The 26,116-nt window shown below is 72.3% G+C and carries 23 protein-coding genes; 14 read left to right on the forward strand and 9 right to left on the reverse strand.

Annotation, left to right across the window (positions count from 1 at the left end):
• Nucleotides 1-108: 108 nt before the first annotated feature.
• The 3 genes from ACGFZF_RS20940 to ACGFZF_RS20950 all read right to left on the reverse strand — a co-directional run bounded on the left by ACGFZF_RS20940 (nucleotide 109) and on the right by ACGFZF_RS20950 (nucleotide 1,815).
• Entirely contained in the window at nucleotides 109-819 is a 711-nt protein-coding gene (locus ACGFZF_RS20940) for a TetR/AcrR family transcriptional regulator (protein ID WP_393556134.1), read from the reverse strand.
• Nucleotides 820-1,180: 361 nt separating this feature from the next.
• The gene (locus ACGFZF_RS20945) at nucleotides 1,181-1,474 is read right to left on the reverse strand and encodes an MTH1187 family thiamine-binding protein (protein WP_356607680.1); all 294 of its coding nucleotides are present in this window, start codon (nucleotides 1,472-1,474) and stop codon (nucleotides 1,181-1,183) included.
• Nucleotides 1,471-1,815, reverse strand: a complete 345-nt coding sequence (locus ACGFZF_RS20950; RefSeq protein ID WP_393556137.1) for a DUF3817 domain-containing protein — start codon at nucleotides 1,813-1,815, stop codon at nucleotides 1,471-1,473. The genes ACGFZF_RS20945 and ACGFZF_RS20950 overlap by 4 nt, the downstream gene beginning before the upstream one ends.
• Nucleotides 1,816-1,967: 152 nt before the next feature.
• On the opposite strand from ACGFZF_RS20950, the gene ACGFZF_RS20955 reads away from it, so the two are divergent.
• The 4 genes from ACGFZF_RS20955 to ACGFZF_RS20970 all read left to right on the forward strand — a co-directional run bounded on the left by ACGFZF_RS20955 (nucleotide 1,968) and on the right by ACGFZF_RS20970 (nucleotide 4,806).
• Entirely contained in the window at nucleotides 1,968-2,606 is a 639-nt protein-coding gene (locus tag ACGFZF_RS20955) for an AIM24 family protein (protein ID WP_187282897.1), read from the forward strand.
• On the forward strand, nucleotides 2,606-3,256 hold the full coding sequence (locus tag ACGFZF_RS20960) for an AIM24 family protein (protein WP_393556139.1): 651 nt from the start codon (nucleotides 2,606-2,608) through the stop codon (nucleotides 3,254-3,256). Before ACGFZF_RS20955 ends, ACGFZF_RS20960 begins: the two co-directional genes overlap by 1 nt.
• Nucleotides 3,253-4,035, forward strand: coding sequence for an AIM24 family protein (locus ACGFZF_RS20965; protein WP_393556141.1), 783 nt, complete (start codon nucleotides 3,253-3,255; stop codon nucleotides 4,033-4,035). The genes ACGFZF_RS20960 and ACGFZF_RS20965 overlap by 4 nt, the downstream gene beginning before the upstream one ends.
• Nucleotides 4,036-4,329: 294 nt before the next feature.
• Entirely contained in the window at nucleotides 4,330-4,806 is a 477-nt protein-coding gene (locus ACGFZF_RS20970) for a MarR family winged helix-turn-helix transcriptional regulator (RefSeq protein WP_393556143.1), read from the forward strand.
• Between the two features lie 173 nt (nucleotides 4,807-4,979).
• Here the strand turns inward: ACGFZF_RS20970 and meaB are convergent, their stop codons facing one another.
• A complete protein-coding gene (gene meaB, locus ACGFZF_RS20975; protein ID WP_356607689.1) occupies nucleotides 4,980-5,936 on the reverse strand; it encodes a methylmalonyl Co-A mutase-associated GTPase MeaB in 957 nt (318 codons plus the stop codon).
• Between the two features lie 32 nt (nucleotides 5,937-5,968).
• Entirely contained in the window at nucleotides 5,969-7,168 is a 1,200-nt protein-coding gene (locus ACGFZF_RS20980) for an acetyl-CoA C-acetyltransferase (protein ID WP_393556146.1), read from the reverse strand.
• A 137-nt stretch (nucleotides 7,169-7,305) separates the two neighbouring features.
• Between ACGFZF_RS20980 and mce the strand changes: the two genes are divergently transcribed.
• The 5 genes from mce to ACGFZF_RS21005 all read left to right on the forward strand — a co-directional run bounded on the left by mce (nucleotide 7,306) and on the right by ACGFZF_RS21005 (nucleotide 15,091).
• Nucleotides 7,306-7,758 carry a methylmalonyl-CoA epimerase gene (gene mce, locus ACGFZF_RS20985; RefSeq protein WP_356607693.1) on the forward strand — a complete coding sequence of 151 codons (453 nt, stop codon included), beginning with the start codon at nucleotides 7,306-7,308 and terminating at the stop codon, nucleotides 7,756-7,758.
• A 174-nt stretch (nucleotides 7,759-7,932) separates the two neighbouring features.
• Nucleotides 7,933-12,156 carry a polarized growth protein Scy gene (gene scy, locus ACGFZF_RS20990; RefSeq protein ID WP_393556149.1) on the forward strand — a complete coding sequence of 1,408 codons (4,224 nt, stop codon included), beginning with the start codon at nucleotides 7,933-7,935 and terminating at the stop codon, nucleotides 12,154-12,156.
• Between the two features lie 114 nt (nucleotides 12,157-12,270).
• A complete protein-coding gene (locus tag ACGFZF_RS20995) occupies nucleotides 12,271-13,209 on the forward strand; it encodes a cellulose-binding protein (protein ID WP_352191692.1) in 939 nt (312 codons plus the stop codon).
• A 124-nt stretch (nucleotides 13,210-13,333) separates the two neighbouring features.
• A complete protein-coding gene (locus ACGFZF_RS21000) occupies nucleotides 13,334-14,308 on the forward strand; it encodes an ABC transporter ATP-binding protein (protein ID WP_393556151.1) in 975 nt (324 codons plus the stop codon).
• Between the two features lie 3 nt (nucleotides 14,309-14,311).
• On the forward strand, nucleotides 14,312-15,091 hold the full coding sequence (locus ACGFZF_RS21005; RefSeq protein ID WP_393556153.1) for an ABC transporter permease: 780 nt from the start codon (nucleotides 14,312-14,314) through the stop codon (nucleotides 15,089-15,091).
• A 1,106-nt stretch (nucleotides 15,092-16,197) separates the two neighbouring features.
• Here the strand turns inward: ACGFZF_RS21005 and ACGFZF_RS21010 are convergent.
• Complete coding sequence (locus tag ACGFZF_RS21010; RefSeq protein WP_393556155.1) at nucleotides 16,198-17,121, reverse strand: hypothetical protein; 924 nt, start codon at nucleotides 17,119-17,121, stop codon at nucleotides 16,198-16,200.
• Between the two features lie 258 nt (nucleotides 17,122-17,379).
• On the opposite strand from ACGFZF_RS21010, the gene ACGFZF_RS21015 reads away from it, so the two are divergent.
• The 3 genes from ACGFZF_RS21015 to ACGFZF_RS21025 all read left to right on the forward strand — a co-directional run bounded on the left by ACGFZF_RS21015 (nucleotide 17,380) and on the right by ACGFZF_RS21025 (nucleotide 20,327).
• Nucleotides 17,380-18,258, forward strand: coding sequence for a hypothetical protein (locus ACGFZF_RS21015; protein ID WP_393556157.1), 879 nt, complete (start codon nucleotides 17,380-17,382; stop codon nucleotides 18,256-18,258).
• Between the two features lie 165 nt (nucleotides 18,259-18,423).
• A complete protein-coding gene (locus ACGFZF_RS21020; protein WP_393556159.1) occupies nucleotides 18,424-19,521 on the forward strand; it encodes an ABC transporter ATP-binding protein in 1,098 nt (365 codons plus the stop codon).
• Nucleotides 19,518-20,327, forward strand: coding sequence for an ABC transporter permease subunit (locus ACGFZF_RS21025; protein WP_356607708.1), 810 nt, complete (start codon nucleotides 19,518-19,520; stop codon nucleotides 20,325-20,327). Before ACGFZF_RS21020 ends, ACGFZF_RS21025 begins: the two co-directional genes overlap by 4 nt.
• Nucleotides 20,328-20,346: 19 nt before the next feature.
• On the opposite strand, the gene ACGFZF_RS21030 is transcribed toward ACGFZF_RS21025, so the two are convergent.
• Entirely contained in the window at nucleotides 20,347-20,673 is a 327-nt protein-coding gene (locus tag ACGFZF_RS21030) for an ATP/GTP-binding protein (RefSeq protein WP_393556161.1), read from the reverse strand.
• 210 nt (nucleotides 20,674-20,883) lie between these two features.
• Between ACGFZF_RS21030 and ACGFZF_RS21035 the strand changes: the two genes are divergently transcribed.
• Entirely contained in the window at nucleotides 20,884-21,918 is a 1,035-nt protein-coding gene (locus ACGFZF_RS21035) for an LLM class flavin-dependent oxidoreductase (protein WP_393556163.1), read from the forward strand.
• Nucleotides 21,919-22,033: 115 nt separating this feature from the next.
• Here ACGFZF_RS21035 and ACGFZF_RS21040 read toward each other — a convergent pair whose 3' ends face one another.
• Entirely contained in the window at nucleotides 22,034-22,426 is a 393-nt protein-coding gene (locus ACGFZF_RS21040) for an SCO5389 family protein (RefSeq protein WP_017236120.1), read from the reverse strand.
• A 229-nt stretch (nucleotides 22,427-22,655) separates the two neighbouring features.
• On the opposite strand from ACGFZF_RS21040, the gene nucS reads away from it, so the two are divergent.
• Nucleotides 22,656-23,327, forward strand: coding sequence for an endonuclease NucS (nucS, locus tag ACGFZF_RS21045; protein WP_187282896.1), 672 nt, complete (start codon nucleotides 22,656-22,658; stop codon nucleotides 23,325-23,327).
• Nucleotides 23,328-23,506: 179 nt separating this feature from the next.
• Here the strand turns inward: nucS and ACGFZF_RS21050 are convergent, their stop codons facing one another.
• Nucleotides 23,507-26,029: an ATP-binding protein gene (locus ACGFZF_RS21050; RefSeq protein ID WP_393556166.1), complete on the reverse strand. Its 2,523-nt coding sequence runs from the start codon at nucleotides 26,027-26,029 to the stop codon at nucleotides 23,507-23,509.
• Nucleotides 26,030-26,116: the final 87 nt, after the last annotated feature.

Below are 26,116 nucleotides of genomic sequence, written 5' to 3' on the forward strand. Positions count from 1 at the left end.
CTGCCGTCGGACAGGTCGATATCCCCACGAAAGGGGACGACCGTCGCCGACGCGACCGGAATTCGTCCGAGCGAGCGTTTTCGCGGTGCGCGGTGCCGCTGGGCCGATTCAGCGACGCCCGTCGCGCCGCAGCCGGTGCCGGACGGCCCGCTGGGCGAGCGGGCCGAGGTCCTCCAGGGCGGCGGCGATCGAGGCCAGCTGCTCCAGGGAGGCGAGCACCTGCTCCGCTCCGTCCGGGTCCACCCCCTCGTACAGTTCGAGCCCCACGAAGGCCGCGGCGCAGGTACGGGCGAGTCCGGCGGGGTCGGTGAGCTCGCCCAGCGGGTTGCCGGCCAGTACCCGGGCGAGAACGGCTTCGAGTTCCTCGATCCAGAGGTCGAGACCGGCCGCGGTGGCCGGCGCCAGGCGCGGCTGGGTCTGCGCTCCGGCCAGCAGCTGGGCCAGTACGGCGACATGACCGCCGGCCCGCTCCTCGGCGTGCATCTCCCGGCCGAACTGGAGCAGTTCGGCGAAGGTTCCGATCGCGGCGAGCCGCTCGCGGTAGCGGGTCACGCGCCGCTCCGCGCCGTGCCGGCAGGCGGCGGCGAGGAGCTCGTCCATGGAGCCGAAATGGTAGAAGACCAGGGCCTGGTTGACCCCCGCGGCGGCGGCGACGGAGCGGGCCGAGGTCTTGGCGATGCCCTGTTCGGTGAGGGTGCGCAGGGCGCCTTCGAGGAGCTTCTCCCGGGTCTCGCGGCCGCGCGCGTCCTTGGCGGTGCCCGGGGAGGGGCTCCGGCGCGCGTCGCCCGCCTTCCCCGCGTTCTCGGGGTCTGCGGTCACGCGGGTCCCTCCTCCCGTACGGAGCCCGGCGCCGGGCTCTATCACGTCCACCCCGCGGGCGCAGCCGGCCGGCGGGCCGGACGGGCCTCCGCACTCCGTACGCCTGACGGCCAGTCGGTCGACGGGGGGGCACGGAGGAACGGGCCGGGCGGACGGATGCCGGTCGCCGTCGGCCCGGTGGCGCTCCCCCGCGGAGACACCGGTGCCGACGACGGCCGAAACTCATTGAGCGACCGCTCAAAAAGAAGGTAGCCGATTTTGAGCGGTCGCTCAAACGACGGCCACGGAGAGAGCCCCCGACCCGTGGACGGGCGGGGGCTCGACGAGGTGCCGGCGGCACCTCGGGGCGAAGAGCCGGAGGTCAGGCCTCCAGGTGGCGCTCCACCGTGGCGACCTTCGCGGTCAGACCGTCCGTGACGCCCGGCCGGATGTCGGCCTTGAGCACGAGGGAGACCCGCGGGGCGCGCTCCTCGACGGCGGCAACGGCCCGCTTCACGACGGCCATGACCTCGTCCCACTCCCCCTCGACGGAGGTGAACATGGCGTCGGTGCGGTTCGGCAGGCCCGACTCGCGGACGACCCGGACGGCGTCGGCGACGTACTCGCCGACCTCCTCCCCGACGCCCAGCGGGGTGACCGAGAACGCGACGATCACGCGTTCACCGTCCCCTCGTGACGGGCGCGGGACGCGATGACCGCGTCCTCGGCCTCGCCCTTCAGCTTGCGCTCGGCGAAGAAGCCGCCGAAGGGCAGCACGGAGAGCAGGAAGTAGAGCGCCGCCGTCTTGAAGCCCCACTTGGTCCGGTTCCAGGCGTCCAGCCAGAACAGCACGTAGAGGACGAAGAGGATGCCGTGGATCGCGCCCATCACCGGGACCGCGTTGAACTCCGTGGTGCGCTTGAGCACCGAGCAGACCAGCAGCAGGAGGAACGAGACGGCCTCCGGCGCGGAGACGAGTCGGAGACGGTGGAGGGACGAGGCGGTCTTGATGTCCACGGGGGTCACCTTTGGATCGGGATCGACGATCTTGTGAAGGGATGCACAAGCGCCCGCCCATTGTGGCACCCGACTTTGCCGGCTCTTTATCAGGGTCGGGATCCTCCGCAGGTCCCTGGTGGCCGCCGCACCCCGCCCCGTAATCTCCCTCCGTGGCAATGTTCCGACTCCAAGGCAGCAAAGTGCTCGCCGTCGACATGACCGGCGACGCCGTCAAGGCGAAGAACGGCTCGATGGTCGCGTACGACGGCCAGATGGCCTTCAAGAAGATGTCCGGCGGCGGCGAGGGCCTGCGCGGGATGGTCACCCGTCGCCTCACCGGCGAACAGATGGAAGTGATGGAGGTGAAGGGCCAGGGGACCTGCTGGTTCGCCGACCGCGCCTCCGAGATCAACCTGGTCTCCCTGCACGGCGACAAGCTCTTCGTCGAGGCGAGCAACCTGCTCTGCACCGACGCGGGCCTGCGCACCGGCACCACCTTCACCGGCCTGCGCGGTGGGGCGACCGGCAACGGGCTCTTCACGACGACCGTCGAGGGCACCGGCCAGGCCGCGATCATGTCCGACGGCCCGGCCGTGGTCCTGCGCGTCACCCCGCAGTACCCGCTCTCCGTCGACCCCGGCGCGTACATCGCCCACCAGGGCAACCTCCAGCAGCACTTCCAGTCCGGTGTGACCTTCCGCACCTTCCTGGGCGAGGGCGGCGGCGAGGCGTTCCAGATCCGCTTCGAGGGCGACGGGCTCGTCTACGTGCAGCCCAGCGAGCGGAACACGATCGGGGGTGACGTCTGATGCCGTTCCGCGAGATCAACTCGAAGATGGTCGAGGCCACGGTCGTACCGGGGCAGCGCATGTTCAGCCAGCGCGGCGCGATGCTCGCCTATCGGGGCGACGTCTCCTTCACCCCGAACATCGCCGGAGGCCAGGGCGGCGTCATGTCGATGATCGGCCGCCGTGTCGCCGGCGAGGCGACGCCGCTGATGACCGTCGAGGGCAGCGGCACGGTGATGTTCGGCCACGGCGGGCACCACATCCAGGTGATCCGGCTGACCGGCGACACCCTGTACGTCGAGGCCGACCGGCTGCTCGCCTTCGACGGCACGCTGGAGCAGGGCACGATGTTCATGGGCTCCCAGGGCGGGGTCATGGGCATGGTGCGCGGCCAGGTCACGGGCCAGGGGCTCTTCACCACCACGCTCAAGGGGCACGGCGCCGTCGCGGTGATGGCGCACGGCGGCGTCATCGAACTGCCCATCACGCCCGGCCGCGCCGTCCACGTGGACCCGCAGGCGTACGTCGCCCACCACGGCGACGTACGCAACAAGCTCTCCACCGCGCTCGGCTGGCGCGACATGGTGGGACGCGGCTCCGGCGAGGCGTTCCAGCTGGAGCTCAGCGGCAACGGCTCCGTGTACGTCCAGGCCTCGGAGGAGAAGCTGTGAGCGCCCCCGTGATCCACGATCCGATGACCCTGCCGTCGGACGACAACGTCAACGCCTACACCTTCTGTGTGGAGCTCAAGGGCTCCCAGTGGTTCCTGCAGAAGGGGAAGATGATCGCCTACTACGGGCGGATCGACTTCAACGGCATCGGCCACGGCCGGCTGGACCGCCTGGTGCGGACGTCCTTCCACTCGCCGCTGCACGCGAGCGACTGGGTGGTCGCCGAGGGCAGCGGCAAGATGCTGCTCGCCGACCGGGCCTTCGACGTGAACTCGTACGACCTCGACGAGGGCAACCTGACGATCCGTTCGGGCAACCTCCTGGCCTACCAGCCGACGATGGCCCTGAAGCAGTCGATCGTGCCGGGCTTCGTGACGCTGATCGGCACCGGCAAGTTCGTGGCCGCCTCCAACGGCCCGGTGGTCTTCATGGAGCCCCCGCTGCGGGTGGACCCGCAGGCGCTGGTCGGCTGGGCGGACTGCCCCTCCCCGTGCCACCACTACGACCACGGGTACATGACGGGCGTGATGGGCGGGGTACGGGCCCTGACGGGGCTCGGCGGGACCTCGGGCGAGGAGCACCAGTTCGAGTTCGTCGGAGCGGGTACGGTGCTGCTCCAGTCGACCGAGCTGCTGATGGCGGAGCGGGCGATCGGCGAGACGCCGGCCCAGGCGGGCGTTCCGGGCCATGGTCCGCACGGTTCCGGCCAGGGACCGCTCGGATCCGTACCGCGCCTTCCCGGGCAGCTGGGGGACCTCCAGCGCCGCTTCGGCCTCTGACCCTCCCCCCGCCTCCGGGCGGGGGAAACCCCGCTCACCCCGCCCGGAGCCCGGGCGGGGCCGCGGGTCGGGCGCGGTCCGCGGACGCGTCGGCGACCGTCCGGGGCGGGTGCGAACCGGCCGGGTCTGATTCCGGCCCGGCCGGCCGCCGGGCCGCTCCGGGTCCGGCGCGTGAGCGGTAGTCTGCGGAGTGTGACGCCCTCGAACGTCTGCACCCGTTTGCCGGGCTCCGGGTGCCCCGCGTCACAGTCCCCTACTTCGTCCAGTATTCAACTTCTTAGGTAGAATCCATATATGGAGACCGAGACGGCCACCCCCTGGCTCAACGACGCCGAGCAGTGCGCCTGGCGCACCTACCTGGACGTCAACAGAATGCTGACGTACCAGCTGGAGAAGGACCTCCAGCCCTTCGGCCTGACCATCAACGACTACGAGATCCTGGTGAACCTCTCGGAGTCCGACGACCGTCGTCTGCGCATGAGCGATCTGGCCGCGGCCACGCTGCAGTCCAAGAGCCGCCTCTCGCACCAGATCACCCGGATGGAGAACGCCGGCCTCGTCCGCCGCGAGAACTGCGAGTCGGACCGCCGCGGTCTGTACGCCGTCCTGACCGACCAGGGCATGGAGACGATGCGCAAGGTGGCACCCCACCACGTCGACTCGGTGCGCAGGCACTTCATCGACCAGCTCTCCCCCGAGGCGCTCGGCGACCTGCACGAGTCCCTCAAGCCGGTCGCGGAGCAGCTCCGGGGCCGACGCGGCAAGCCGTAGCGCACCGCCGGGCCCCCTCGGGCCCGCACGGCCGCTGCCGGGCGTGTGCGGCGCCGGCGGGCCCGAAAGCGGGGTGACCCCCCGTGGGCGGCCCCGGGCGCGCCGGGAGCGCGGAGCGGCACCGAGAACACCGAAGAGGGCCTCCCCGTGCGGGGAGGCCCTCTTCGGTCGTGTCAGTTGCCCGTCAGGCTCGCGATGAGCTCGTCGGAGGCCGCGTACGGGTCCAGCTCACCGGCCACGATGCGCTCCGCCAGGGCGTCCAGGCGGCGGTCGCCGTGCAGGTCGCCGATCCGCTCGCGCAGCGCGGTGACCGCGATCGTCTCGACCTCGCGCGCCGAGCGGGCCCGGCGGCGGTCGGCGAGCACTCCGTGCTCCTCCATCCACGCGCGGTGCTTCTCCAGCGCCTCGACGACCTCGTCGATGCCCTCGCCCCGCGCCGCGACCGTCTTGACGATCGGCGGACGCCAGTCGCCCGGGCCGCGCGCCTCGCCGAGCCCCAGCATGTGGTTCAGCTCGCGGGCCGTCGCGTCGGCGCCGTCCCGGTCCGCCTTGTTCACGACGTACAGGTCGCCGATCTCCAGGATGCCCGCCTTGGCGGCCTGGATCCCGTCGCCCATGCCCGGCGCCAGCAGCACCACGGAGGTGTCCGCCTGGGAGGCGATCTCCACCTCGGACTGGCCGACACCGACGGTCTCCACGAGGATCACGTCGCAGCCGGCGGCGTCCAGCACGCGGATCGCCTGCGGGGCGGACCAGGCCAGACCGCCGAGGTGGCCACGCGTGGCCATGGAGCGGATGTACACGCCCGGGTCGGAGGCGTGCTCCGACATCCGGACGCGGTCACCGAGCAGCGCGCCGCCGCTGAACGGCGACGACGGGTCGACGGCCAGGACGCCGACCCGCTTGCCGGCCCGCCGGTACGCGGCCACCAGCGCGGAGGTCGACGTGGACTTGCCCACGCCGGGCGAGCCCGTCAGGCCCACCACGTACGCACCGCCGGTCAGCGGCGCCAGCGCCGCCATGACCTCGCGCAGCTGCGGGGACGCCCCCTCCACGAGCGAGATCAGCCGGGCCACGGCCCGCGGCCTGCCCTCCCGCGCCTGGGCGACCAGTTCGGGGACGTCCACCATGTGCCGATGCTCCTTGCTCGCCGGGACTGCGCCTAGTTGCGGACGTGGATGATCAGCGCGTCACCCTGACCGCCGCCGCCGCACAGCGCGGCCGCACCGGTGCCGCCGCCGCGCCGCTTGAGCTCCAGGGCCAGGTGCAGCACCACGCGGGCGCCGGACATGCCGATCGGGTGACCGAGCGCGATCGCGCCACCGTTGACGTTCACCTTCTCGGAGGTGACGCCCAGGTCCTTCATCGACTGGTGGGCGACCGCCGCGAACGCCTCGTTGATCTCGATCAGGTCGAGGTCGTCGACGCTCAGGCCCTCCTTCGCGAGGGCGTGCAGGATCGCGTTGGACGGCTGCGACTGCAGCGAGTTGTCCGGGCCCGCCACGTTGCCGTGCGCGCCGATCTCCGCGATCCACTCCAGGCCCAGCTCCTCGGCCTTGGCCTTGCTCATCACGACGACGGCGGCGGCGCCGTCCGAGATCTGCGAGGAGGTGCCGGCGGTGATGGTGCCGTCCTTGGCGAACGCCGGGCGGAGCTTGCCGAGGGACTCGGCCGTGGTCTCGGCGCGGATGCCCTCGTCCTGGGAGAAGACGACCGGGTCGCCCTTGCGCTGCGGGATCTCGACCGGGGTGATCTCGGCCTCGAAGACGCCGTTCTTCTGCGCGGCGGCCGCGCGCTGGTGCGACAGCGCGGCGATCTCGTCCTGCTCCGCGCGCTGGATGCCCAGGCGGGTGTTGTGCTTCTCCGTGGACTCGCCCATGGCGATGTTCTCGAAGGCGTCGGTGAGGCCGTCGTACGCCATCGCGTCGAGCATCTCGATCGCGCCGTACTTGAAGCCCTCGCGGGACTTGGGCAGCAGGTGCGGGGCGTTGGTCATCGACTCCTGGCCACCGGCCACGACGACGTCGAACTCGCCGGCGCGGATGAGCTGGTCGGCCAGCGCGATCGCGTCCAGGCCGGACAGACACACCTTGTTGACGGTGAGGGCCGGGACGTTCATCGGGATGCCGGCCTTGACGGCGGCCTGACGGGCGGGGATCTGGCCGGCGCCCGCCTGGAGCACCTGGCCCATGATCACGTACTGCACCTGGTCGCCGCCGATGCCGGCGCGGTCGAGCGCCGCCTTGATGGCGAAGCCTCCCAGGTCGGCGCCGGAGAAGGACTTGAGCGAGCCGAGCAGTCGCCCCATGGGCGTGCGGGCGCCCGCGACGATCACTGAGGTGGTACCGGTCGTTCCAGACATGAGACACGGCCCCTTGGGATGAGGAGTGAACGAGGGTTTACCGCCAATGTACTGAGCGGTGCCGCGCGAGGTCACCGGCCCACCGGTGTGACGGCGCGCACGTTGCGTAACCACCTCTCTGGCGCTGCACTGGAGGAATGCTGACGCGAATCGACCACATCGGGATCGCCTGTTTCGACCTCGACAAGACCGTCGAGTTCTACCGTGCGACGTACGGTTTCGAGGTGTTCCACTCCGAGGTCAACGAGGAGCAGGGCGTCCGCGAGGCCATGCTCAAGATCAACGAGACCTCCGACGGCGGTGCCTCGTACCTCCAGCTCCTGGAGCCCACCCGCGAGGACTCCGCGGTGGGCAAGTGGCTGGCCAAGAACGGCGAGGGTGTCCACCACATCGCCTTCGGGACCGCGGACGTGGACGGCGACGCCGCCGACATCCGCTCCAAGGGCGTCCGGGTCCTCTACGACGAGCCCCGGATCGGCTCCATGGGCTCCCGCATCACCTTCCTCCACCCCAAGGACTGCCATGGTGTCCTGACCGAACTGGTCACCTCGGCGGAGCCCTCCGGCGACCACTCCTCGGCGGAGCACTGACCTCCGGATTCCCGGCCCGGTAGAGTGGGCGGCTCCGGGCCGGGGCCGGTCGGTGCCGCATGCCATGCGGCGTCGAAGTCGGGGTATCCGATCTGCCACCATTCCCCGGGGGGCCCGTTCGCCGGGGAACGGTGCTCAGAGGAGTTGCGACCAGGGGACGGATGGGACCGCGCAGTGCGGGGCTACGAACGCCAGGAGAGCCACCGAGCTGAAGACGACCATCTTTCGCGGTTCGAAGCCGAGATGGACCGGCTGAAGACCGAGCGGGAGAAGGCAGTCCAGCACGCCGAGGACCTCGGTTACCAGGTCGAGGTCTTGCGTGCCAAGCTGCACGAAGCGCGCCGCACGATCGCCACCCGGCCCGCGTACGACAGCGCGGACATCGGCTACCAGGCCGAGCAGCTGCTGCGGAACGCGCAGATCCAGGCCGAGCAGCTGCGCCAGGACGCCGAGCGCGAGCTGCGCGACGCCCGCGCCCAGACCCAGCGGATCCTTCAGGAGCACGCCGAGCACCAGGCGCGCCTGCAGGCCGAGCTGCACGCCGAGGCCGTCCAGCGCCGGCAGCGGCTCGACCAGGAGCTGGCGGAGCGCCGCCAGACCGTCGAGGCGCACGTCAACGAGAACGTCGCCTGGGCAGAGCAGCTGCGCGCCCGGACCGAGTCCCAGGCCCGCCGCCTGATGGAGGAGTCCCGCGCCGAGGCCGAGCAGTCGCTCACCACCGCGCGCGCCGAGGCCACCCGGCTCGCCGAGGAGACCCGGCACCGGGTCGGTTCCGAGGCGGAGTCCGCCCGTGCCGAGGCCGAGGCGATCCTGCTCCGCGCCCGCCGGGACGCCGAACGGCTCCTGAACGCCGCCTCCACGCAGGCGCAGGAGGCCACCAGCCACGCCGAGCAGCTCCGGTCGGCCACCACCGCCGAGAGCGACCAGGCCCGCCAGCAGGCCACCGAGCTGTCCCGCGCCGCCGAGCAGCGGATGCAGGAGGCCGAGGAGAAGCTCCGCGAGGCCCGTACGGAGGCCGAGAAGGCCCTCACCGAGGCCAGGGAGCAGGCGGCCAAGACGCTCTCCTCCGCCGAGTCGACGAACGAGCAGCGCACCCGCACGGCGAAGGCGGAGATCGCCCGGCTCGTCGGGGAGGCCACCAAGGAGGCCGAGACCCTCAAGGCCGAGGCCGAGGAGAAGCTCCGCGAGGCGACCGCCGCCGCCGAGAAGCTCGTCTCGGAGGCGTCCGAGAAGGCCCGTACGGTCGTCGCCGAGGACTCCGCCGCAGCGCTGGCCAAGGCCGCGCGGTCCGCCGAGGAGGTCCTCACCAAGGCGTCCGAGGACGCCCGCGAGACCACCCGCAAGGCGTCCGAGGAGGCCGAGCGGATCCGTCGCGAGGCCGAGAGCGAGGCCGACCGGCTGCGCAGCCAGGCCGAGGAGCAGGCCGGCGAGGTCCTGGGTTCGGCCAAGGACGACACCAAGGAGTACCGCGCCAAGACGGTCGAGCTGCAGGAGGAGGCGCGCCGGCTGCGCGGCGAGGCCGAGCAGCTGCGTGCCGAGGCGATCGCCGAGGGCGAGCGGATCCGCGGCGAGGCCCGGCGCGAGGCCGTCCAGCAGATCGAGGAAGCGGCCCGCAGGGCCGAGGAGCTGCTGACCAAGGCCCGCACGGACGCCGACGAGATGCGTGCCGGCGCGAGCGCCGAGGGCGACCGGGTCCGTGCCGAGGCCATGGAGCGCGCGCAGACGCTGCGCACCCAGGCCGAGGAGACCCTGGATCGCACCCGCGCCGAGGCCGAGCGGATGCGGACCGAGGCCGAGGAGCAGGCCGAGGGCGTCAAGGAGGCCGCCGAGCGGGCCGCCACCGAGCTGCGCGAGGAGGCCGAGCGGGCCGTCGAGGCGCGGCACGCGGAGGCCGCCGACGAGCTGACCCGGCTGCACACCGAGGCGGCGTCGCGGGTCGAGAACGCCGAGCAGGCCCTCACCGACGCCCGCGCCGCGAGCGAGCGCATCCGGCGCGAGGCGTCCGAGGAGACGGAGCGGCTGCGCGCCGAGGCCGCCGAGCGGATCCGCACGCTCCAGGCGCAGGCCGAGCAGGAGGCCGAGCGGCTGCGCACGGAGGCCGCGTCGGACGCGTCCACCTCGCGCGCCGAGGCCGAGAACGCCGCGGTCCGGCTGCGGACCGAGGCGTCCGCCGAGGCCGAGCGGCTGAAGACGGAGGCCCAGGAGACCGCGGACCGGGTCCGCGCCGAGGCCGCGGCCGCCGCCGAGCGGGTGGGAGCCGAGGCCGCCGAGGCGCTGGCCGCCGCGCAGGAGGAGGCCAACCGGCGCCGCCGGGAGGCCGAGGAGACCCTGGACTCGGCCCGTTCCGAGGCCGGCCGGGAGCGCGAGAACGCCCGCGAGCAGTCCGAGGAGCTGCTCGCCTCCGCCCGCAAGCGGGTGGAGGAGGCGCAGACCGAGGCGCAGCGTCTGGTCGAGGAGGCGGACAGCCGCGCGACCGAGATGGTGTCGGCGGCCGAACAGACCGCGCAGCAGGTCCGGGACTCCGTCGCCGGGCTCCAGGAGCAGACCGAGGAGGAGGTCGCCGGCCTGCGCAGCGCCGCCGAGCACGCGGCGGAGCGCACCCGCACCGAGGCGCAGGAGGAGGCGGACCGGGTCCGCGCCGACGCGTACGAGGAGCGGGAGCGGGCGACCGAGGACGCCAACCGCATCCGCGCCGGGGTCCAGGAGGAGACCGCGGCCGCGAAGGCGCTGGCCGAGCGGACGGTCGCGGACGCGATCGCCGAGTCGGACCGGCTGCGCGCGGACACCGCCGAGTACGCCCAGCGGGTACGGACCGAGGCGTCGGACTCGCTGGCCGCGGCCGAGCAGGACGCGGCCCGCACCCGTGCGGACGCCCGCGAGGACGCCAACCGGATCCGGTCCGAGGCCGCGGCCCAGGCCGATCTCCTGGTCTCCGAGGCGACGGCCGAGGCCGACCGGATCACGTCCGAGGTCTCGGACCTGCTGACCGAGGCGGAGCAGGTCAAGGAGGACGGGGAGGCGCACGCCGAGGCGCTGCGCACCGCCGCCCTCAGCGACGCGGAGCAGGTCCTCGACGACGCCCGCAGGGCCGCCGACAAGCGCCGCACCGACGCCGCCGAACAGGCCGACCAGCTCATCGGCGAAGCCACCGCCGAGGCCGAGCGTCTCACCGCCGAGGCCGCCGAGCTGCTGGAGAGCACCGAGCAGGACGCGCTGCGGCTGCGGACCGAGGCGGAGCAGGTCAAGCGGGACGGGGAGGCGCACGCCGAGGCGCTGCGCACCGCCGCCCTCAGCGACGCGGAGCAGGTCCTCGACGACGCCCGCAAGGCCGCCGACAAGCGCCGCACCGACGCCGCCGAACAGGCCGACCAGCTCATCGGCGAAGCCACCGCCGAGGCCGAGCGGATCGCCGCCGAGGCGGCGCGCCAGGCCGACCGGACGCGTACCGAGGCGTCGGACGAGGCCGAGCGACTGCGGGCCGAGGCCGCGGACAACGTGGGCCAGGCCCAGCAGGCGGCCGAGCGGATCCGCGCCGAGTCCGAACGCGTCCGCGAGGACGCCGAGGCGGCGGCGGAGCAGATGCGGGCGGACGCCCGGTCCGAGGCGGACCGGACGCTCGACGAGGCGCGCGAGGCCGGTGCCAAGCGCCGTGCCGACGCGGCCGAGCAGGCCGACCAGCTCATGGCGAAGGCCCAGGAGGAGGCGCTGCGCGCGGCCACCGAGGCGGAGTCGCAGGCGGACACGATGGTCGGCGCGGCCCGCAAGGAGGCCGAGCGGATCGTCGCCGAGGCGACGGTCGAGGGCAATTCGCAGGTGGAGAAGGCGCGTACGGACGCGGACGAGCTCCTGGTGGGAGCGCGCAGCGACGCGACGGCCATAAGGGAGCGGGCCGAGGAGCTGCGTGCCCGGCTCGAGGGCGAGATCGAGGAGCTGCACGAGCGGGCGCGGCGCGAGACCGCCGAGCAGATGAAGACGGCCGGCGAGCGGGTCGACAAGCTCGTGAAGGCGGCGACGGAGCAGCGGGCCGAGGCCGAGGCGAAGGCCAAGGAGCTGGTGTCCGAGGCGAGTTCCGAGGCGGGCAAGGTGCGCATCGCCGCGGTCCGCAAGGCCGAGGCGCTGCTCAAGGAGGCGGAGCAGAAGAAGGCCTCGCTCGTCGGTGAGGCGGAGAAGATCAAGGCGGACGCCGAGAGCGAGGCGGAGAAGATGATCTCCGAGGGCAAGCGCGATCTGGATGTCCTGGTGCGTCGCCGCGAGGACATCAATGCCGAGATCTCCCGTGTCCAGGACGTCCTCGAGGCGTTGGAGTCATTCGAAGCACCTGGCGGAGCGAAGGACGGGGTGAAGGCGGGTGCGTCCGCGGGGGTTACACGTTCGAGTGGCAAGCCTTCCGAGGGCTAGCCACTCAAAAGGCTGGACATTCTCCAGATCAAACGGGCATCCGCTCGATGACACGCCGCTTCGGCGCCTAGGATTCCCTCTAACACCTCACCGGTCTCATTCGACAGGAACCCCATGAGCGACACTTCCTCCCCCTTCGGCTTCGAGCTCGTGCGGCGTGGTTACGACCGCGGTCAGGTGGATGACCGCATTACCAAGCTCGTCGCCGACCGTGACAGTGCTCTGGCCCGAATCACCTCTCTGGAAAAGCGCATCGAGGAGCTCCACCTCGAGACGCAGAACGCCCAGGCCCAGGTCACCGACGCCGAGCCGTCGTACGCCGGTCTCGGTGCGCGTGTCGAGAAGATCCTCCGCCTCGCCGAGGAGGAGGCGAAGGACCTGCGCGAGGAGGCCCGGCGCGCCGCCGAGCAGCACCGCGAGCTGGCCGAGTCGGCCGCGCAGCAGGTGCGCAACGACGCCGAGTCGTTCGCCGCGGAGCGCAAGTCGAAGGCCGAGGACGAGGGCGTCCGGATCGTCGAGAAGGCCCAGGGTGAGGCCAACTCGCTGCGCGCCGAGGCGCAGAAGGACGCGCAGTCCAAGCGCGAGGAGGCGGACGCCCTCTTCGAGGAGACCCGCGCCAAGGCCGCCCAGGCCGCCGCGGACTTCGAGACCAACCTGGCCAAGCGCCGCGAGCAGTCGGAGCGCGACCTGGCCTCGCGTCAGGCCAAGGCCGAGAAGCGCCTCGCGGAGATCGAGCACCGCGCCGAGCAGCTGCGGCTGGAGGCCGAGAAGCTGCGTACGGACGCGGAGCGCCGGGCCCGTCAGACGGTGGAGACCGCGCAGCGCCAGGCCGAGGACATCGTGGCCGACGCGAACGCCAAGGCCGACCGGATCCGGTCGGAATCGGAGCGCGAGCTGGCGGCGCTGACGAACCGTCGCGACTCGATCAACGCGCAGCTGACCAACGTCCGCGAGATGCTGGCCACCCTGACCGGTGCGGCCGTGGCCGCGGCGGGTTCCCCGATCGACGACGAGCCGGCCACCCGCGGTGTCCCGGCCCAGCAGACCCGGTAGCAGGCACGGCGAGTGAGCCGAAGGGGCTGAGGGGTCCCGGAGGCGAACCGGGCCTCCAAGAAGGTGCGAAAACCCTCCGTCATTCCGGTGGCGGAGGGTTTTTCGCGCCCGTAGGTTGGTACGCATGATCGAGCTCGAGGGCCTGACGAAACGGTTCGGAACGAAGACGGCGGTCGACCATCTCTCCTTCCAGGTCCGGCCTGGCGTGGTGACCGGCTTCCTGGGGCCCAACGGGGCCGGCAAGTCGACCACCATGCGCATGATGCTGGACCTGGACAACCCGACCAGCGGATCGGTCCGGATCGACGGCAAGCACTACCGCGAGCTCCAGGAACCGCTGAAGTACATCGGGGCGCTGCTCGACGCGAAGGCGATGCACGGCGGCCGGTCGGCGTACAACAACCTGCTGTGCCTCGCGCAGTCCAACCGCATTCCGTCGAGCCGGGTCGGCGAGGTGCTCGACCTGGTCGGTCTGACGCAGGTCGCGAAGAAGAAGTCGAAGGGCTTCTCGCTCGGCATGGGGCAGCGGCTGGGAATCGCCTCGGCGCTTCTCGGTGATCCCGAGATCCTGATGTTCGACGAACCCGTCAATGGTCTGGACCCCGAGGGAATTCACTGGATCCGCAATCTGATGAAGGCGCTGGCCGCCGAAGGCCGGACGATCTTCGTTTCCAGCCATCTGATGAGTGAAATGGCCCTGACAGCCGATCATCTGATCGTGATCGGTCAGGGAAAGCTGCTGGCAGACACGTCGATGGCCGATTTCATCCACCAGAATTCGCGCAGCTACGTACGCCTGCGCTCGCCGCAGCAGGAACAGCTCCGCGACGTCCTGCGGGCCAACGGCTTCACCGCCGTGGAGGCGGGCGGCGGCACCCTCGAGGTGGACGGCGCGACGACGGAGAAGCTGGGTGAACTGGCCGCGGAGAACCGGCTCGTCCTGCACGAGCTGAGTGCCCAGCGCGCCTCCCTGGAGGAGGCGTTCATGCAGATGACGGCCGGCGCCGTGGAGTACCACGCGCACGGCACGGACGTACACGGCGCGGCCGCGCCCGACGCCGCCGGTCCCCGCTGGGGCGACACCACCAAGGGAGCCTGAACGATGGCAGCGGTATCCGCGGTCCTCCAGTCGGAGTGGACCAAGATCCGTACGGTCTCTTCGACGATCTGGACGCTGGCCAGCGCGCTGCTGGTGACCGTGGCGATGAGCGCGGCGCTGTGCGCCCTGCTGGCGTCCACCTTCGACGACCTCTCGGAGGCCGAGCAGGCCACCTTCGACCCGACCTTCGTCAGCTTCTCCGGACTGGTGCTCGGTCAGCTGGCGATGGTCGTCTTCGGCGTCCTGGTGGTCGGCACCGAGTACTCCTCGGGGATGATCCGCACCTCGCTGGCGGCCGTCCCGCAGCGCGCGACCTTCCTCTTCAGCAAGATCGCGGTGGCCGGCGCGCTGGCCCTGCTGGTCGGCCTGGCCACCAGCTTCCTCTCCTTCTTCCTGGGTCAGGCGCTGCTCGGCGAGCACCGCACCACCATCGGCGCGGACAACGTGCTGCGGGCGGTGGTGGGCGGCGGCCTCTACATGGGGCTGATCGCGCTGTTCTCGATGGGCGTGGCGGCGATGCTGCGCTCCTCGATGCTGTCGCTCGGCATCCTGGTCCCGTTCTTCTTCCTCGTCTCGCAGATCCTCTCCGCGGTCCCGAAGGCCAAGGAGGTCGCGCGCTACTTCCCGGACCAGGCCGGCTCGAAGATCATGCAGGTCGTGCCGGACGCGATGAACTCCGAGGAGGCCCCGTACGGCCCGTGGGGCGGACTGGGCATCATGCTGGTCTGGGTGGCCGCGGCACTGCTCGGCGGCTACCTCGTCCTGAAGAAGCGGGACGCCTGAGGGGACGGGAGGCTGGTAGCGGGGGCGCCTGGCAGCGGGGGACTTGTGGGGTGCGGGTCTTGGGGCTCTTGGGCCCTGGCTACTTCGATTGCTTCTGGTGGTTGGCCGCCCTCTCTCCGAGTGTGGCGGGTTGCGGCGCCGCTTCAAGGGCGCTCCTTCGTCGCGTCGGCTTCGCCGATTTCGCTTCGCTCCACCCTTGACCCGTCGCCTCCACCCGCCTTTTCACACTCGGAGGGCGGCCCGGGGAGGGGGTCCAGGGCGGGGGCCGGTGCCTCTCGGGCGCCGTCGGCCCCCGTCGGGTCCGGGGGTGGCTTCCCGCACCCATTGAATGGGGCAGTCGGGCACGGCTTAGCGGGTGCCACTCGATTCCTGGCGGGGATTCATGCCCCGCTGGTCATTCTCCGGTGGTGGGTGAAGCCGAATCCGAGACCCCTTGGAGAGTCGACGCCCCAGACGGGCCTCGTCCACCCGGTCCGGATCCTTCGCTGGCGAGTGGGACTCCCGAATGACGCTACGACGTACATTACTTGCGGTAACTGGGCGGGATATGGGACTTCTAGGGTCATATCGGACTCTCGGGGGGCTTAATGTACGCCGTAGCGTCATCGGGCAGCCGATCCCAGACCGGCGATGGGACGGGCGGGGCGGATGGGATTCGCCTGACCCGAACTGGCGATGCCGCCTGCGGATTCGGCTTCACCCCCACCGGAGAGTGACCAGCGGGGCATGAATCCCAGCCAGGGAACGACCGCTCGACGCTAAGCACCGCCGGGTCGCCCCATTCAATGGGTGCGGGAAGCCACCCCCGGACCCGACACGGGCCGACGGCGCCCGGGAAATGCGCACCCCCCGCCTGGCCCCTCCCCGGGCCGCCCTCCGAGTGTGAAAAGGCAGCCGGGACCGGGCGGTCAAGGGTGGCCGCCAGGCCATCGCGCAGCGACGCGACGAGGAACGAGGAGCGCCCTTGAGGGCACGGGCCCGGCTGCCACACTCGGAGAGAGGGCGGCCAACCACCAGAAACCGACAAGAGCCCCGGCCCCAACGCCCCAAAAACCCGCACCCCCCAAGCCCCCTCCCCCGGAACCCCCTCCCCCTCCCCCCCGCCCTCATCCCGCCGCGGACGGATCGCGCGGCACCGGCACCGCGTCGGACCCAGGCGGCACGTCGGGCGGCGTGCCCTCGTCCGCGAGGACCTCGTCGAAGCCGTCCCATCCGCGCCAGTCCCACACGTCGACGGCCGGGTCCGCGTGGAGCGGGGTGAAGCGGCCGCGCTCGAAGTCGTCGCCGTCCAGGTCGAACCACCGCTCGTCGACGACCTCCGTGCCGAGGCCGACCGTCCGCGCGGTCAGCCGGACGAGGAGCTTCACCCCGACCGAGTCGCTCAGGTCCTTGCCCTGGATGTGCCGGAAGGGCAGCGCGTCCGCGGGCGCGTCCAGCGGGATCCACACGGTGAAGGGCGCGCCCCGTTCGACCGCGAGCCAGGAGCGTTCGTCGGCGGGCTCGCCCTTCTCGTCGAGGACCTTGAGCCACTTCTTGTAGATGACCAGGCTGCCGTCGTGCGGCGACCGCTCCAGGTAGCGCAGATGGGCGCGGGCGCGCAGGTCGACCACGGTGAGGTTGTCCAGGTAGTTGTAGAAGCGGACGGCGATGATGGCGTCGTCGCTGGCCGCGTGCTCCCGGGAGTAGCCGGGGAAGTCGGCGGCCCACGCGTGGGAGATGCTGGCCCTCCGGCGCCAGACGAACGGCCGCAGCGCGAAGAGCTTGATCATGACGACGCCGAGCACCACGGCCGGGGCGAGTGCGCCGGTCACCGAGGCGACCGAGGCCAGCACCTGGTGGGTCAGGTTCCCGTCCTGCGGGCTGAGGTTGTCCGTCCCGACGCAGGCGCGCAACGCCTCCAGCGAGGTGCTGACCACCTTCTCGACGTCGCCGAACCGGTCGGCCAGCGGGACCGGCGACGACTCGGTGAGGGTCCAGGCGACGGCGATGACGGTCGAGAGCGCCATCAGGGCGCCGAGGGTCATGGCCATCAGGACGTGAACCGCGCGCCCGGCGATCCACCACCGTACGGACGTACGACGTCTCGGATGCGGACGGGTGCGCCGTCTCCAGTTTCTTGTGAACCGCAACTCCACTTCCCCCCAAGTGAATTGATACCGCTGGTCGCATTCTGCCCGAGCGGAGGTGTGTCCGGTATACGCCGGGTCGGCCGTCCCGTACGCTCTCCCGGAACGGTCCGGCGCACCCTGCACAGCTCGTCGACCGCACGACCCCGAAGGGCCCATCCGATGAACCGCAGCCTGGCAGCCCTCGGCCTGGACGAAGTCGCCGCCGAGCGTCCCCTCGTCTATCCCGGACGCCCCGCGACCCAGCCCTCCCTGCTCGCTCAGGACGAGCTGCTGCCCCTGGACGTACGCCCCGCCCGGCTGGGCGCCTGGCAGGCCGAGCAGGGCGGCACTCTCGACGACGTCCTCGTGGCGCACGGCCAGACCCCGGTCGGCCGCCGCCATCCGGTCATCGCGGTGGGCTCCAACGCCTCGCCGGGCCAGGTACGGCACAAGCTGCTCCGGCTGGGCCTGCCCGTGTTCGTCCCCATGGTCCCGGTGCGTGTCGAGGGGATCGGCGTCGGCTGCTCCGGCCACATCAGTCCCGCGGGATACGTGGCGGCCACGCCGGTCGTCGCCCCGGGGACCACCACCACCCTGGTGGTCACCTGGCTCGACGGGCGCCAGCTGAAGGCGGTCGACGACACCGAGTTCCCCGACTACCGGCGCGCGATCCTGCCCGGCGAGGAGTTCGCGATGACGATGCCGTCCGGGGAGCGGCTGGGCGGCGCCTACATCTACTTCAGCGCGCACGGCACGCTCGCCCCCGTCGGCGGGCGGCCCCTGCCGGGCGGCGGCGACCAGGCGACGATCCTGTCCGGGCTGCTCGGCCGCTCCCCCCGCCTCCACGAGCTGCTGGGCCCGGACCCCGAGGCGTGGGTGGAGCGGGCGGGCGGGGACACCGGGACGCGGGCCCGGGGGACGACCCTCTTCGGCGAGGAGGGATGGGTGCTGCCGCCGGACGACTTCGTGCCGTACCTCGACGAGTCGGACACCCTGCGCCGGTACGACGACCTGCCGCCGCTGCCGGGCTCCCTGCCGTCCGGGACCGGGACCGGCTGAGCCGGTCCGGCGGTCCGGCGGTCCGGGCACCCGCCGAAGGCGTCCGGCCATTCCTCCGCCTTGGCCGGAACCGTCAACGGCTCGATAAGCTCCTAGCTCATACGGGGGGCTCCGGCCGACGGCCACGGCCCCGACGACGACCTGACCTGTCGATGGGGCTGGAGAATGATCGAGGCAGTCGGCCTGACGAAGCGCTACGGCGCCAAGACGGCCGTGTACAACCTTTCCTTCCAAGTACGGCCGGGGACCGTCACCGGCTTCCTCGGACCCAACGGCTCCGGCAAGTCGACGACGATGCGCATGATCCTCGGCCTCGACCGGCCGACTTCCGGCCACGTCACGATCGGCGGGCACCCCTTCCGGCAGCTGCCGAACGCGCCCCGCCAGGTCGGCGCGCTGCTCGACGCCAAGGCCGTGCACGGCGGACGCAGCGCGCGCAGTCACCTGCTCTCGCTCGCCCAGCTCGCCGGCATCCCGGCGCAGCGGGTCGACGAGGTGCTCGGGGTCGTCGGCCTCCAGGAGGTCGCCAAGCGCCGTTCCAAGGGCTTCTCGCTCGGCATGGGGCAGCGCCTGGGCATCGCGGCGGCGCTCCTCGGCGACCCGCAGGTGCTGCTCTTCGACGAGCCGGTCAACGGCCTCGACCCCGAGGGCATCCTCTGGGTGCGCAACCTGATGAAGAAGCTGGCCTCCGAGGGCCGGACGGTCTTCGTGTCCAGTCACCTCATGAGCGAGATGGCGCTGACCGCCGACCACCTGATCGTGATCGGGCGGGGCCAGCTGCTCGCGGACATGAGCGTCACGGACTTCATCTCGGCGAACTCGGCCGACTTCGCGCGCGTCCGGACGCCGCAGACCGAGCCGCAGCAGCGGGAGAAGCTGACCACCGCCCTCACCGAGGCCGGCGGGCAGGTGATGTCCGAGCCGGACGGGGCGCTGCGGGTGACCGGGCTCGCCCTGCCGCGGATCAGCGACGTGGCGCACGAGGCGGACGTACGGCTCTGGGAGCTGTCGCCGCACCAGGCGTCGCTGGAGGAGGCGTACATGCGGATGACGCAGGGCGCCGTGGACTACCGCTCCACCGAGGACCAGCTGGCGCACCTTCAGCAGCCTCAGCCGCAGCAGTTCCCGCACGCCCCGCAGCAGCAGCCGGGGTACGTGGTGCCCGAGGTGCCGCAGCAGGGCTGGTACGCCCCGCCGCCGCCCGGACAGAACCCGTACGCGACGCAGAGCGAGCCCGCCCCGAAGCCCGAGGACCCCCGATGACGACCCCCTACTCCTACGTGTCCCCCATCCCGGTCCGCAAGGCGCACCTCGGTGACGCGCTCGCCTCGGAGTGGACCAAGATCCGCTCCGTGCGTTCGACGATGTGGACGCTCGGCGTCATGGTGCTGCTGATGCTCGGCATCGGGCTCGGCGTCGCCGCCCTGGTCGCCGCCAACGCCCCCGAGACCCAGAACGAGTCCGCGCTCGGCCTCGGCTTCTTCGGCATGCTGCCGGGCTCGATCTGCGTGATCACCCTCGGCGTGCTGACCATCGCCTCCGAGTACGGCACCGGCATGATCCGTACGACGCTGACCGCGTGCCCGAGCCGGGCCCGGGTGCTGACCGCCAAGGCGATCGTCTTCTTCCTGCTCGTCTTCACCCTGACCACGGTCGTCGCCGCGCTCACCGGCGCGATCCAGGTCGCGATGGTCAGCGCCGCCGAGCCGACGGGCGCGGAGTGGCTGCGGGCGACCGTGGGCGCCGGTCTCTACCTGGCGCTGCTCGGCCTGCTCTCGCTGGCGCTCGGGTCGATCATCCGGCACTCGGCCGGTGCGATCACCGTGATGATCGGCGTGCTGCTGCTGCCGCTGGTGGCCGCCATGTTCATGTTCTCGGAGTCGCTGAAGTCGGTGCAGGAGGCGCTCCTGATGTACGCGATCCCCTCGCAGATGATCGCGCTCTACAGCGAGACCCCCGCCTTCAACGGCGAGGGTCCGGCCGGCTGGGAGCCGGTCCTGGTGCTGGCGGCCGTCACGGCCGCGGCGATGGGCGGCGCGTACGCCCTGCTGAACAGCCGGGACGTCTGACGACGGCCCGGTCCGCGCGTCAGTGGCGCGGTGCGTTACGGGACCGCTGCACCCGCGAGGTGCGGCGGTCCTTCGCGTTCCAGCAGGCCTTGTGCCAGTGCCGCCGGTCCTCCACTCCCCCGTACTCGGGCCAGGCCACCACGTGCGGGGCTCCCCCGGGGATCTCCTGGTCGCAGCCGGGGCAGCGGTAGCGCTTGCCGGGCGCGCTCGCACCGGCCACGTGCCGGACGCACCACTCCTCGCCCTGCCATGACTCCGTGCGCTGCGACCCCCCGTACCGGTCGCCCGCATCACCCTGGGGATCGGGCTTCTCGCCGCCCTGGGGGCGGTTGCGACGCGGCGACACTCTCTTCACCTCACGGGGTCGGGGAACGCTGGGAGCACAGACGGTTCCGTCCAGCCTACGGGGCGCGACGCGCTGCCCCGCCCGGCCCCGGGAGCGGGTTAGCGGAAAATCGCAAGAACTTCATGAAGAGCCGTTGCCTTTGGCACGTGTCAGACGTTGTTGCCGGTGTGGAGGGGGAGAAACGCGTCGGCCGCAAGGAGGCAGAAGGCGATGCGCGTGGGTACGTTTGTTCTGGCCGCCCAGTTCCCGGGGCAGGGCCAGGGGGAGGCACTGCACCGTGCGGTGCGGACCGCCGAGGTCGCCGAGGAGGCGGGGCTCGACTCGGTCTGGCTGGCCGAGCACCATTTCGTTCCGTACGGCGTCTGCCCGTCGGCCGTGACCCTGGCGGCGCTGCTGCTGGGCCGCACGCGCCGCGTCCGGGTGGGCACGGCGGTGAGCGTCCTGCCGAGCGTCCATCCGGTCGCGCTCGGCGAGCAGGCCGCCCTGCTGCACCTCACCTCCGGAGGACGGTTCACCCTCGGGGTGGGCCGCGGAGGTCCGTGGGTCGACCTGGAGGTCTTCGGCGCGGGCCTGGAGGCGTACGACCAGGGCTTCCCCGAGTCGCTCGACCTGCTGTTGCGCTGGCTGAGCGAACCCCGGGTGGGGGCGGACGGCGAGCGGTTCTCCTTCCGCGAGGTGGCCGTGGTGCCCCGTCCGGACGAGCTGATCGGCGGGGACCCGACGCCCGAGGTGGTCGTCGCCTGCACCTCCCTCAGGAGCGTCCGCCTCGCCGCCGAACGCGGGCTGCCGATGCTGCTCGGGATGCACTGCGGCGACGAGGAGAAGGCCGACATGGTCGCCGCGTGGCGGCGCTGCGCACGCGAGGCCGGGCGCGACCCGGACGAGATCGCGCGGATCGGCGCCGGACACGTCTCGGCGGGCGTCGCCCAGCTCGCGGACCGCGGCGCGGACGCCGCCGAGGCGCTGGTGAAGGCCATGCCCGGCTGGCTGAAGCAGGGGCTCGACGCCCATGTGACCGTCGACGGCCGGCACCGGTCGATGCGCGATCCGGTGGCCTACACGGAACTGCTGTGCGGACTGCACCCCGTGGGCACACCGCGACGCGCCGCGGACCGGCTCGCGGCGACGTCGGAGCGGACGGGCATCACGCGCTTCGCGCTGCTCGCCGAGGGCTCGGGCGACCTCGCCGCCACCGAGGAGAACGTGCGGCGGCTGGGTGCCGAGGTGCTGCCCCTGCTCGTCTGAGGCGAAGGACGTCATGGAGGGTCGCCGGGGGGGGGCGGGCACCGGGGGATGCTGCCGCTCCGGTGTCTCTCGCATCGTTCGTGTCTCCCGCGATGCGGAGCGGCAGCACCGTGCCTCAGCAGTCGCGGAGTTCCGGCGACTGGTTGAGCAGCTGGCCCCGCACGGAGGTGAAGCGGGCCAGCCGCTCGTCAACCGCCGGGTCCAGCGGGAACACCGCCACACGGTGGCAGTTCTGGAAGGCAAGACGCACCCCGAAGTGCCGCTGCAGCGCACCACGGATCGCGTCGCTCGCCAGTGCACGCAACAGCTGACCACGTGCCTGCTCGTTCGGCGGCGGCGTCTGGTTGTCGGCGAACTCTCCACCGTCGACCTTCAGCTGGGCCACCAGAGAACTGATCATCTCCCATGCGTAGGGCAGGGAGGTCCGGACGCAGTCGACGAAGTCGGCTTCGTCGACCTCGCCTCGCTCGGCCTGTTCCAACAGCGCCGGTGAGACGTCGAGCGACATGGGTTCTCCTCTCGCGACCCCGACGGGCGGGGTCTTACGGGCAGGGATGAAGGACCCCCCGTACGACACGCTGCGTGCACGGACGGCGACCTCCTGCTTCCACGTTAAGCGCGCGGTCCGAAGCACACCAGGAGATTGGGAACACAACCGGCCAATAACCGACGGGCGCGGGACGGGTGTTAACAGCCGAATCGCGCGGAAGAGCGTGCGTCTTGTAGCGTTGCCGACCATGCGTCTCGTCATCGCCCGCTGCTCCGTGGACTACGCGGGCCGGCTCACGGCCCACCTGCCCTCCGCTCCCCGTCTGATCCTGGTCAAGGCAGACGGAAGCGTCTCCATCCACGCGGACGACCGGGCGTACAAACCGCTCAACTGGATGTCCCCGCCGTGCACGCTGAAGGAGGGCGTCGACGGCGAGGCCGGCATCTGGACCGTGGTGAACAAAGCGGGCGAGAAACTGATCATCACGATGGAGGAGATCCTCCACGACTCCTCGCACGAACTGGGCGTGGACCCGGGCCTCATCAAGGACGGCGTGGAAGCGCACCTCCAGGAGCTGCTCGCCGATCGCATCGAGACACTTGGCGAGGGCCACACCCTGATCCGCCGCGAGTACCCCACGGCGATCGGACCGGTGGACATCCTGTGCCGTGACGCCGACGGCGGCACGGTCGCGGTGGAGATCAAGCGCCGCGGCGAGATCGACGGCGTGGAGCAGCTGACCCGGTACCTGGAGCTGCTGAACCGCGATCCCCACCTCGCGCCGGTGAAGGGCGTCTTCGCGGCGCAGGAGATCAAGCCGCAGGCCCGGGTGCTCGCGACCGACCGCGGCATCGACTGCGTGGTGCTCGACTACGACGCGATGCGCGGCATCGAGGACGACAAGCTGCGGCTGTTCTGACCGCCGCGGGGCCGAACTCCTCCGCCAGGTCCTCACCGAACCAGGTGGGGACGAGCAGCGTTGGCCCTCAGTGATCCGGACGAAGCACCCAGGCACCTCCGGGCGATCGTCCCGGGTCCACGACGACGGCCCCGGACGCGGTGAACGCGTCCGGGGCCGTCGTCGTCGTACGGGAGCCGTCAGGCCGGGGTGCCCTCGGGGGCGGTGGAGACGGGGGGCCCGCTGCTGAGCGTCGCCGAGGCCGAGTTGCCCGGGTTCTCGGAGGTCGCCGTGTCGGTCGGCGTCGGCTGCGTGGTCGGCGGAGTCGTCGGCGGAGTCGTCGGCGGGGTGGTCGGGGGGCGGGTCGTCGGCGGCCGGGTCGTCGGCGTCGTCGTCGGGCGCGGGCTGGTCGGCGCCGTGCTGGGCGCTCCCTTGGTCGGGCCGCCGGGGCTCATGGAGCCGGCCGGGGACGACGGGGTCGCCGCCGTGCCGCTCGCGCCGGGCGAGGCGGATCCGGAGGCGCCGGGAGAGGGGGACTCCGACGGGCCGTCCGTCGAGCCGTCGCCCGCCGGCACGTCCACGTCCAGACCGCCGTCGCCCTCGTCGGCCGTGCTGTCGGAGGTGACCCGGCCGGTGCCGGGGTCGTCGGTGCTGCCGGAGGTGGCGCCGATGATGACCACGGTGCCGAGCACGGCGGCGAGGAGAGCGCCGGTGCTGACGGCGACGACGTTGCGGCGGGCGCCGGCGAGCACGCCCCAGCGACCGGCGGACCGGCGCTTCTCGTCGCCGTCGGCGACGGCGGAGTGGGTGAGCACGGTCGGACCCGGGTCCCCGAAGCCGGGGAAGGCCGGGACCGGCTTCGTGACGGCCTTGGCCGGGCCGGCGGGCAGGGCCGGGATGCCGCGGGGCGGGGACACGGGTCCCTCGCGCCGGGTGGCGGTCGTCTCCTCCTCGCCGTGGCCCGGGACCGCGGTGCGGTCCGCGACCAGGGCGAGCGCCCGGCGGCCGGCGACGGTGCCGCGCTTGTCCGACAGGACGCCGCGCATGCCGACCGAGGCCTCCAGTTCGGCGCGGGCTCGCTCCAGGTTTCCGGAGCAGAGCGCCAGGACGCCCAACTCGTGGTGGAAGTAAGCCTCTTCGGCGACCTCGCCGGCGAGCCGGGCGGCCTCCTGACCGCTGCGCAGCGTCCGCTCCCAGGCGCCCCAGTGCAGCCCGGCGGCGAAGGCGGGGGCCGCGCTGCGGGCGAGGAGGACGGCGGTGGCGGGGTGCTCGGAGTCGGTGCCCGGGACGAGCGCGCCCAGGGCCGCCAGCAGGGCGTCCGACTCGGCGGCGGCCCGTGTGGGCGTGACGGAGGGGTGCCCGGCCCACCAGGCGTAGTGCTGGGCCACGGTGTGGGCCCGGTCGGCCGTGTCCTCGCCGTACCCCTGGGCGAGGAGCTGGGTCTGCACCCCCGCGGCGAGGCGGTAGCGGGTGCCGGCCGGGGAGAGCAGTCCGCAGCCCATGAGCTCGCCGAGGGCGGCGTCGGCGTGGGTGTCGCCGACGAGGGCGGGGAGGTGGGCCTGGTGCGGCACCTCGCCGCCGAGGGCGACGGCGAACCTCAGGGTCTCCTGCGCGGAGCGGCTGAGGCGGGAGGCGAGCAGGGCGGCGGGGGCCGCGCCCTCGCCGAGGCTGGGCAGCGGTATCTCGCGCAGCTCGACCTCGTCGGCGTCGACGACGGCGGCGTCGTTGTCGATGTCGTCGGCCTCGTCGGTGGCCCGGCTCGTGCCGGCGGCCGGGCCGAAGGCGTCGTCGAGCGCCCCGAAGGCGTCGAACTCGACCGGCGTGACCCGCAGTTGGTCTCGCTGCCGGAGCAGCGCGCCCGCCTGCACGAAGCGCAGCGGCAGTCCTTCGGACTCGAACCAGAGGTCACCCGCCCAGTTGGCCTCGTCCTCGGTGAGGGACCGGCCGACGGAGCTCTCCAGGAGTTCGAGGGCGGCGGACCGGCCGAGACCGGCGAGCGCGACCTCCTCGACGTGCGCCGCGGGCGAGGCGGCGGCGACGTCGGGGGTGGCGCTGAACAGGAACGCGCATTCGGGGGCCGCGGTGAGCAGCTCGTCGAGGGTGGCGCCGCCGAACTCCAGGTCGTCCACGACGACGACGGCGCCGATGCCGGCGACCCGGTCGAGCAGGGTGGGGCGGTCGGGGCGCTGGTCCGGCGCGTACTCGACCGCGGCGAGGAGCTCGTACAGCAGCTCGGTGGGGGTGCGGTGCAGGCCCGAGAGCCGGACGACGCCGTCGGGCGCGAGGTCGGCGCAGTCGGCCGCGACGCTGTCGAGGAGGGTGCTGCGGCCGGAGCCGGCGGGGCCGGTCAGGCGCGCGGAGCGGCCCCGGGACAGGAGCTGGACCAGCTGGTCGCGCTGCTCCTGCCGTTCGAGCATCGGGAGCGGCACCGCGGCGGGGCCCGGCAGTACGGGCGGGCCGGCGGCACGGGTCGCCTCGACGCGCTCCTCGCCGGTGCGGCGGCGGGACGGCCCGGGCTGCTCGCCGGGCGGGCAGGCCTCGATCTCGCTGCCGTCGACCGGGTTGACGGTCAGCAGCAGGTCGCCGGAGACGAGCCGGGTGGTACGCGCCCGGGTGGGTACGGAGGGCCCGCGTTCGGGCAGCAGCCCGCCGCGGGTCTCGCGGGTGTCGTCACCCTCGTTGTCGTGGCCGAACTCTTCCGGCCCCCGGTTCATCGGGTCCATGATCCAAGCCCCCAAAAGCGGTGCGCGCCGAAGCCCCTCCCGGCCGATCTGCACGCTCGCCGTCGCTTCTGGTCCGGTGCCCGCCGG

The organism is Streptomyces sp. NPDC048338 (assembly GCF_043201055.1).
GTDB lineage: Bacteria > Actinomycetota > Actinomycetes > Streptomycetales > Streptomycetaceae > Streptomyces.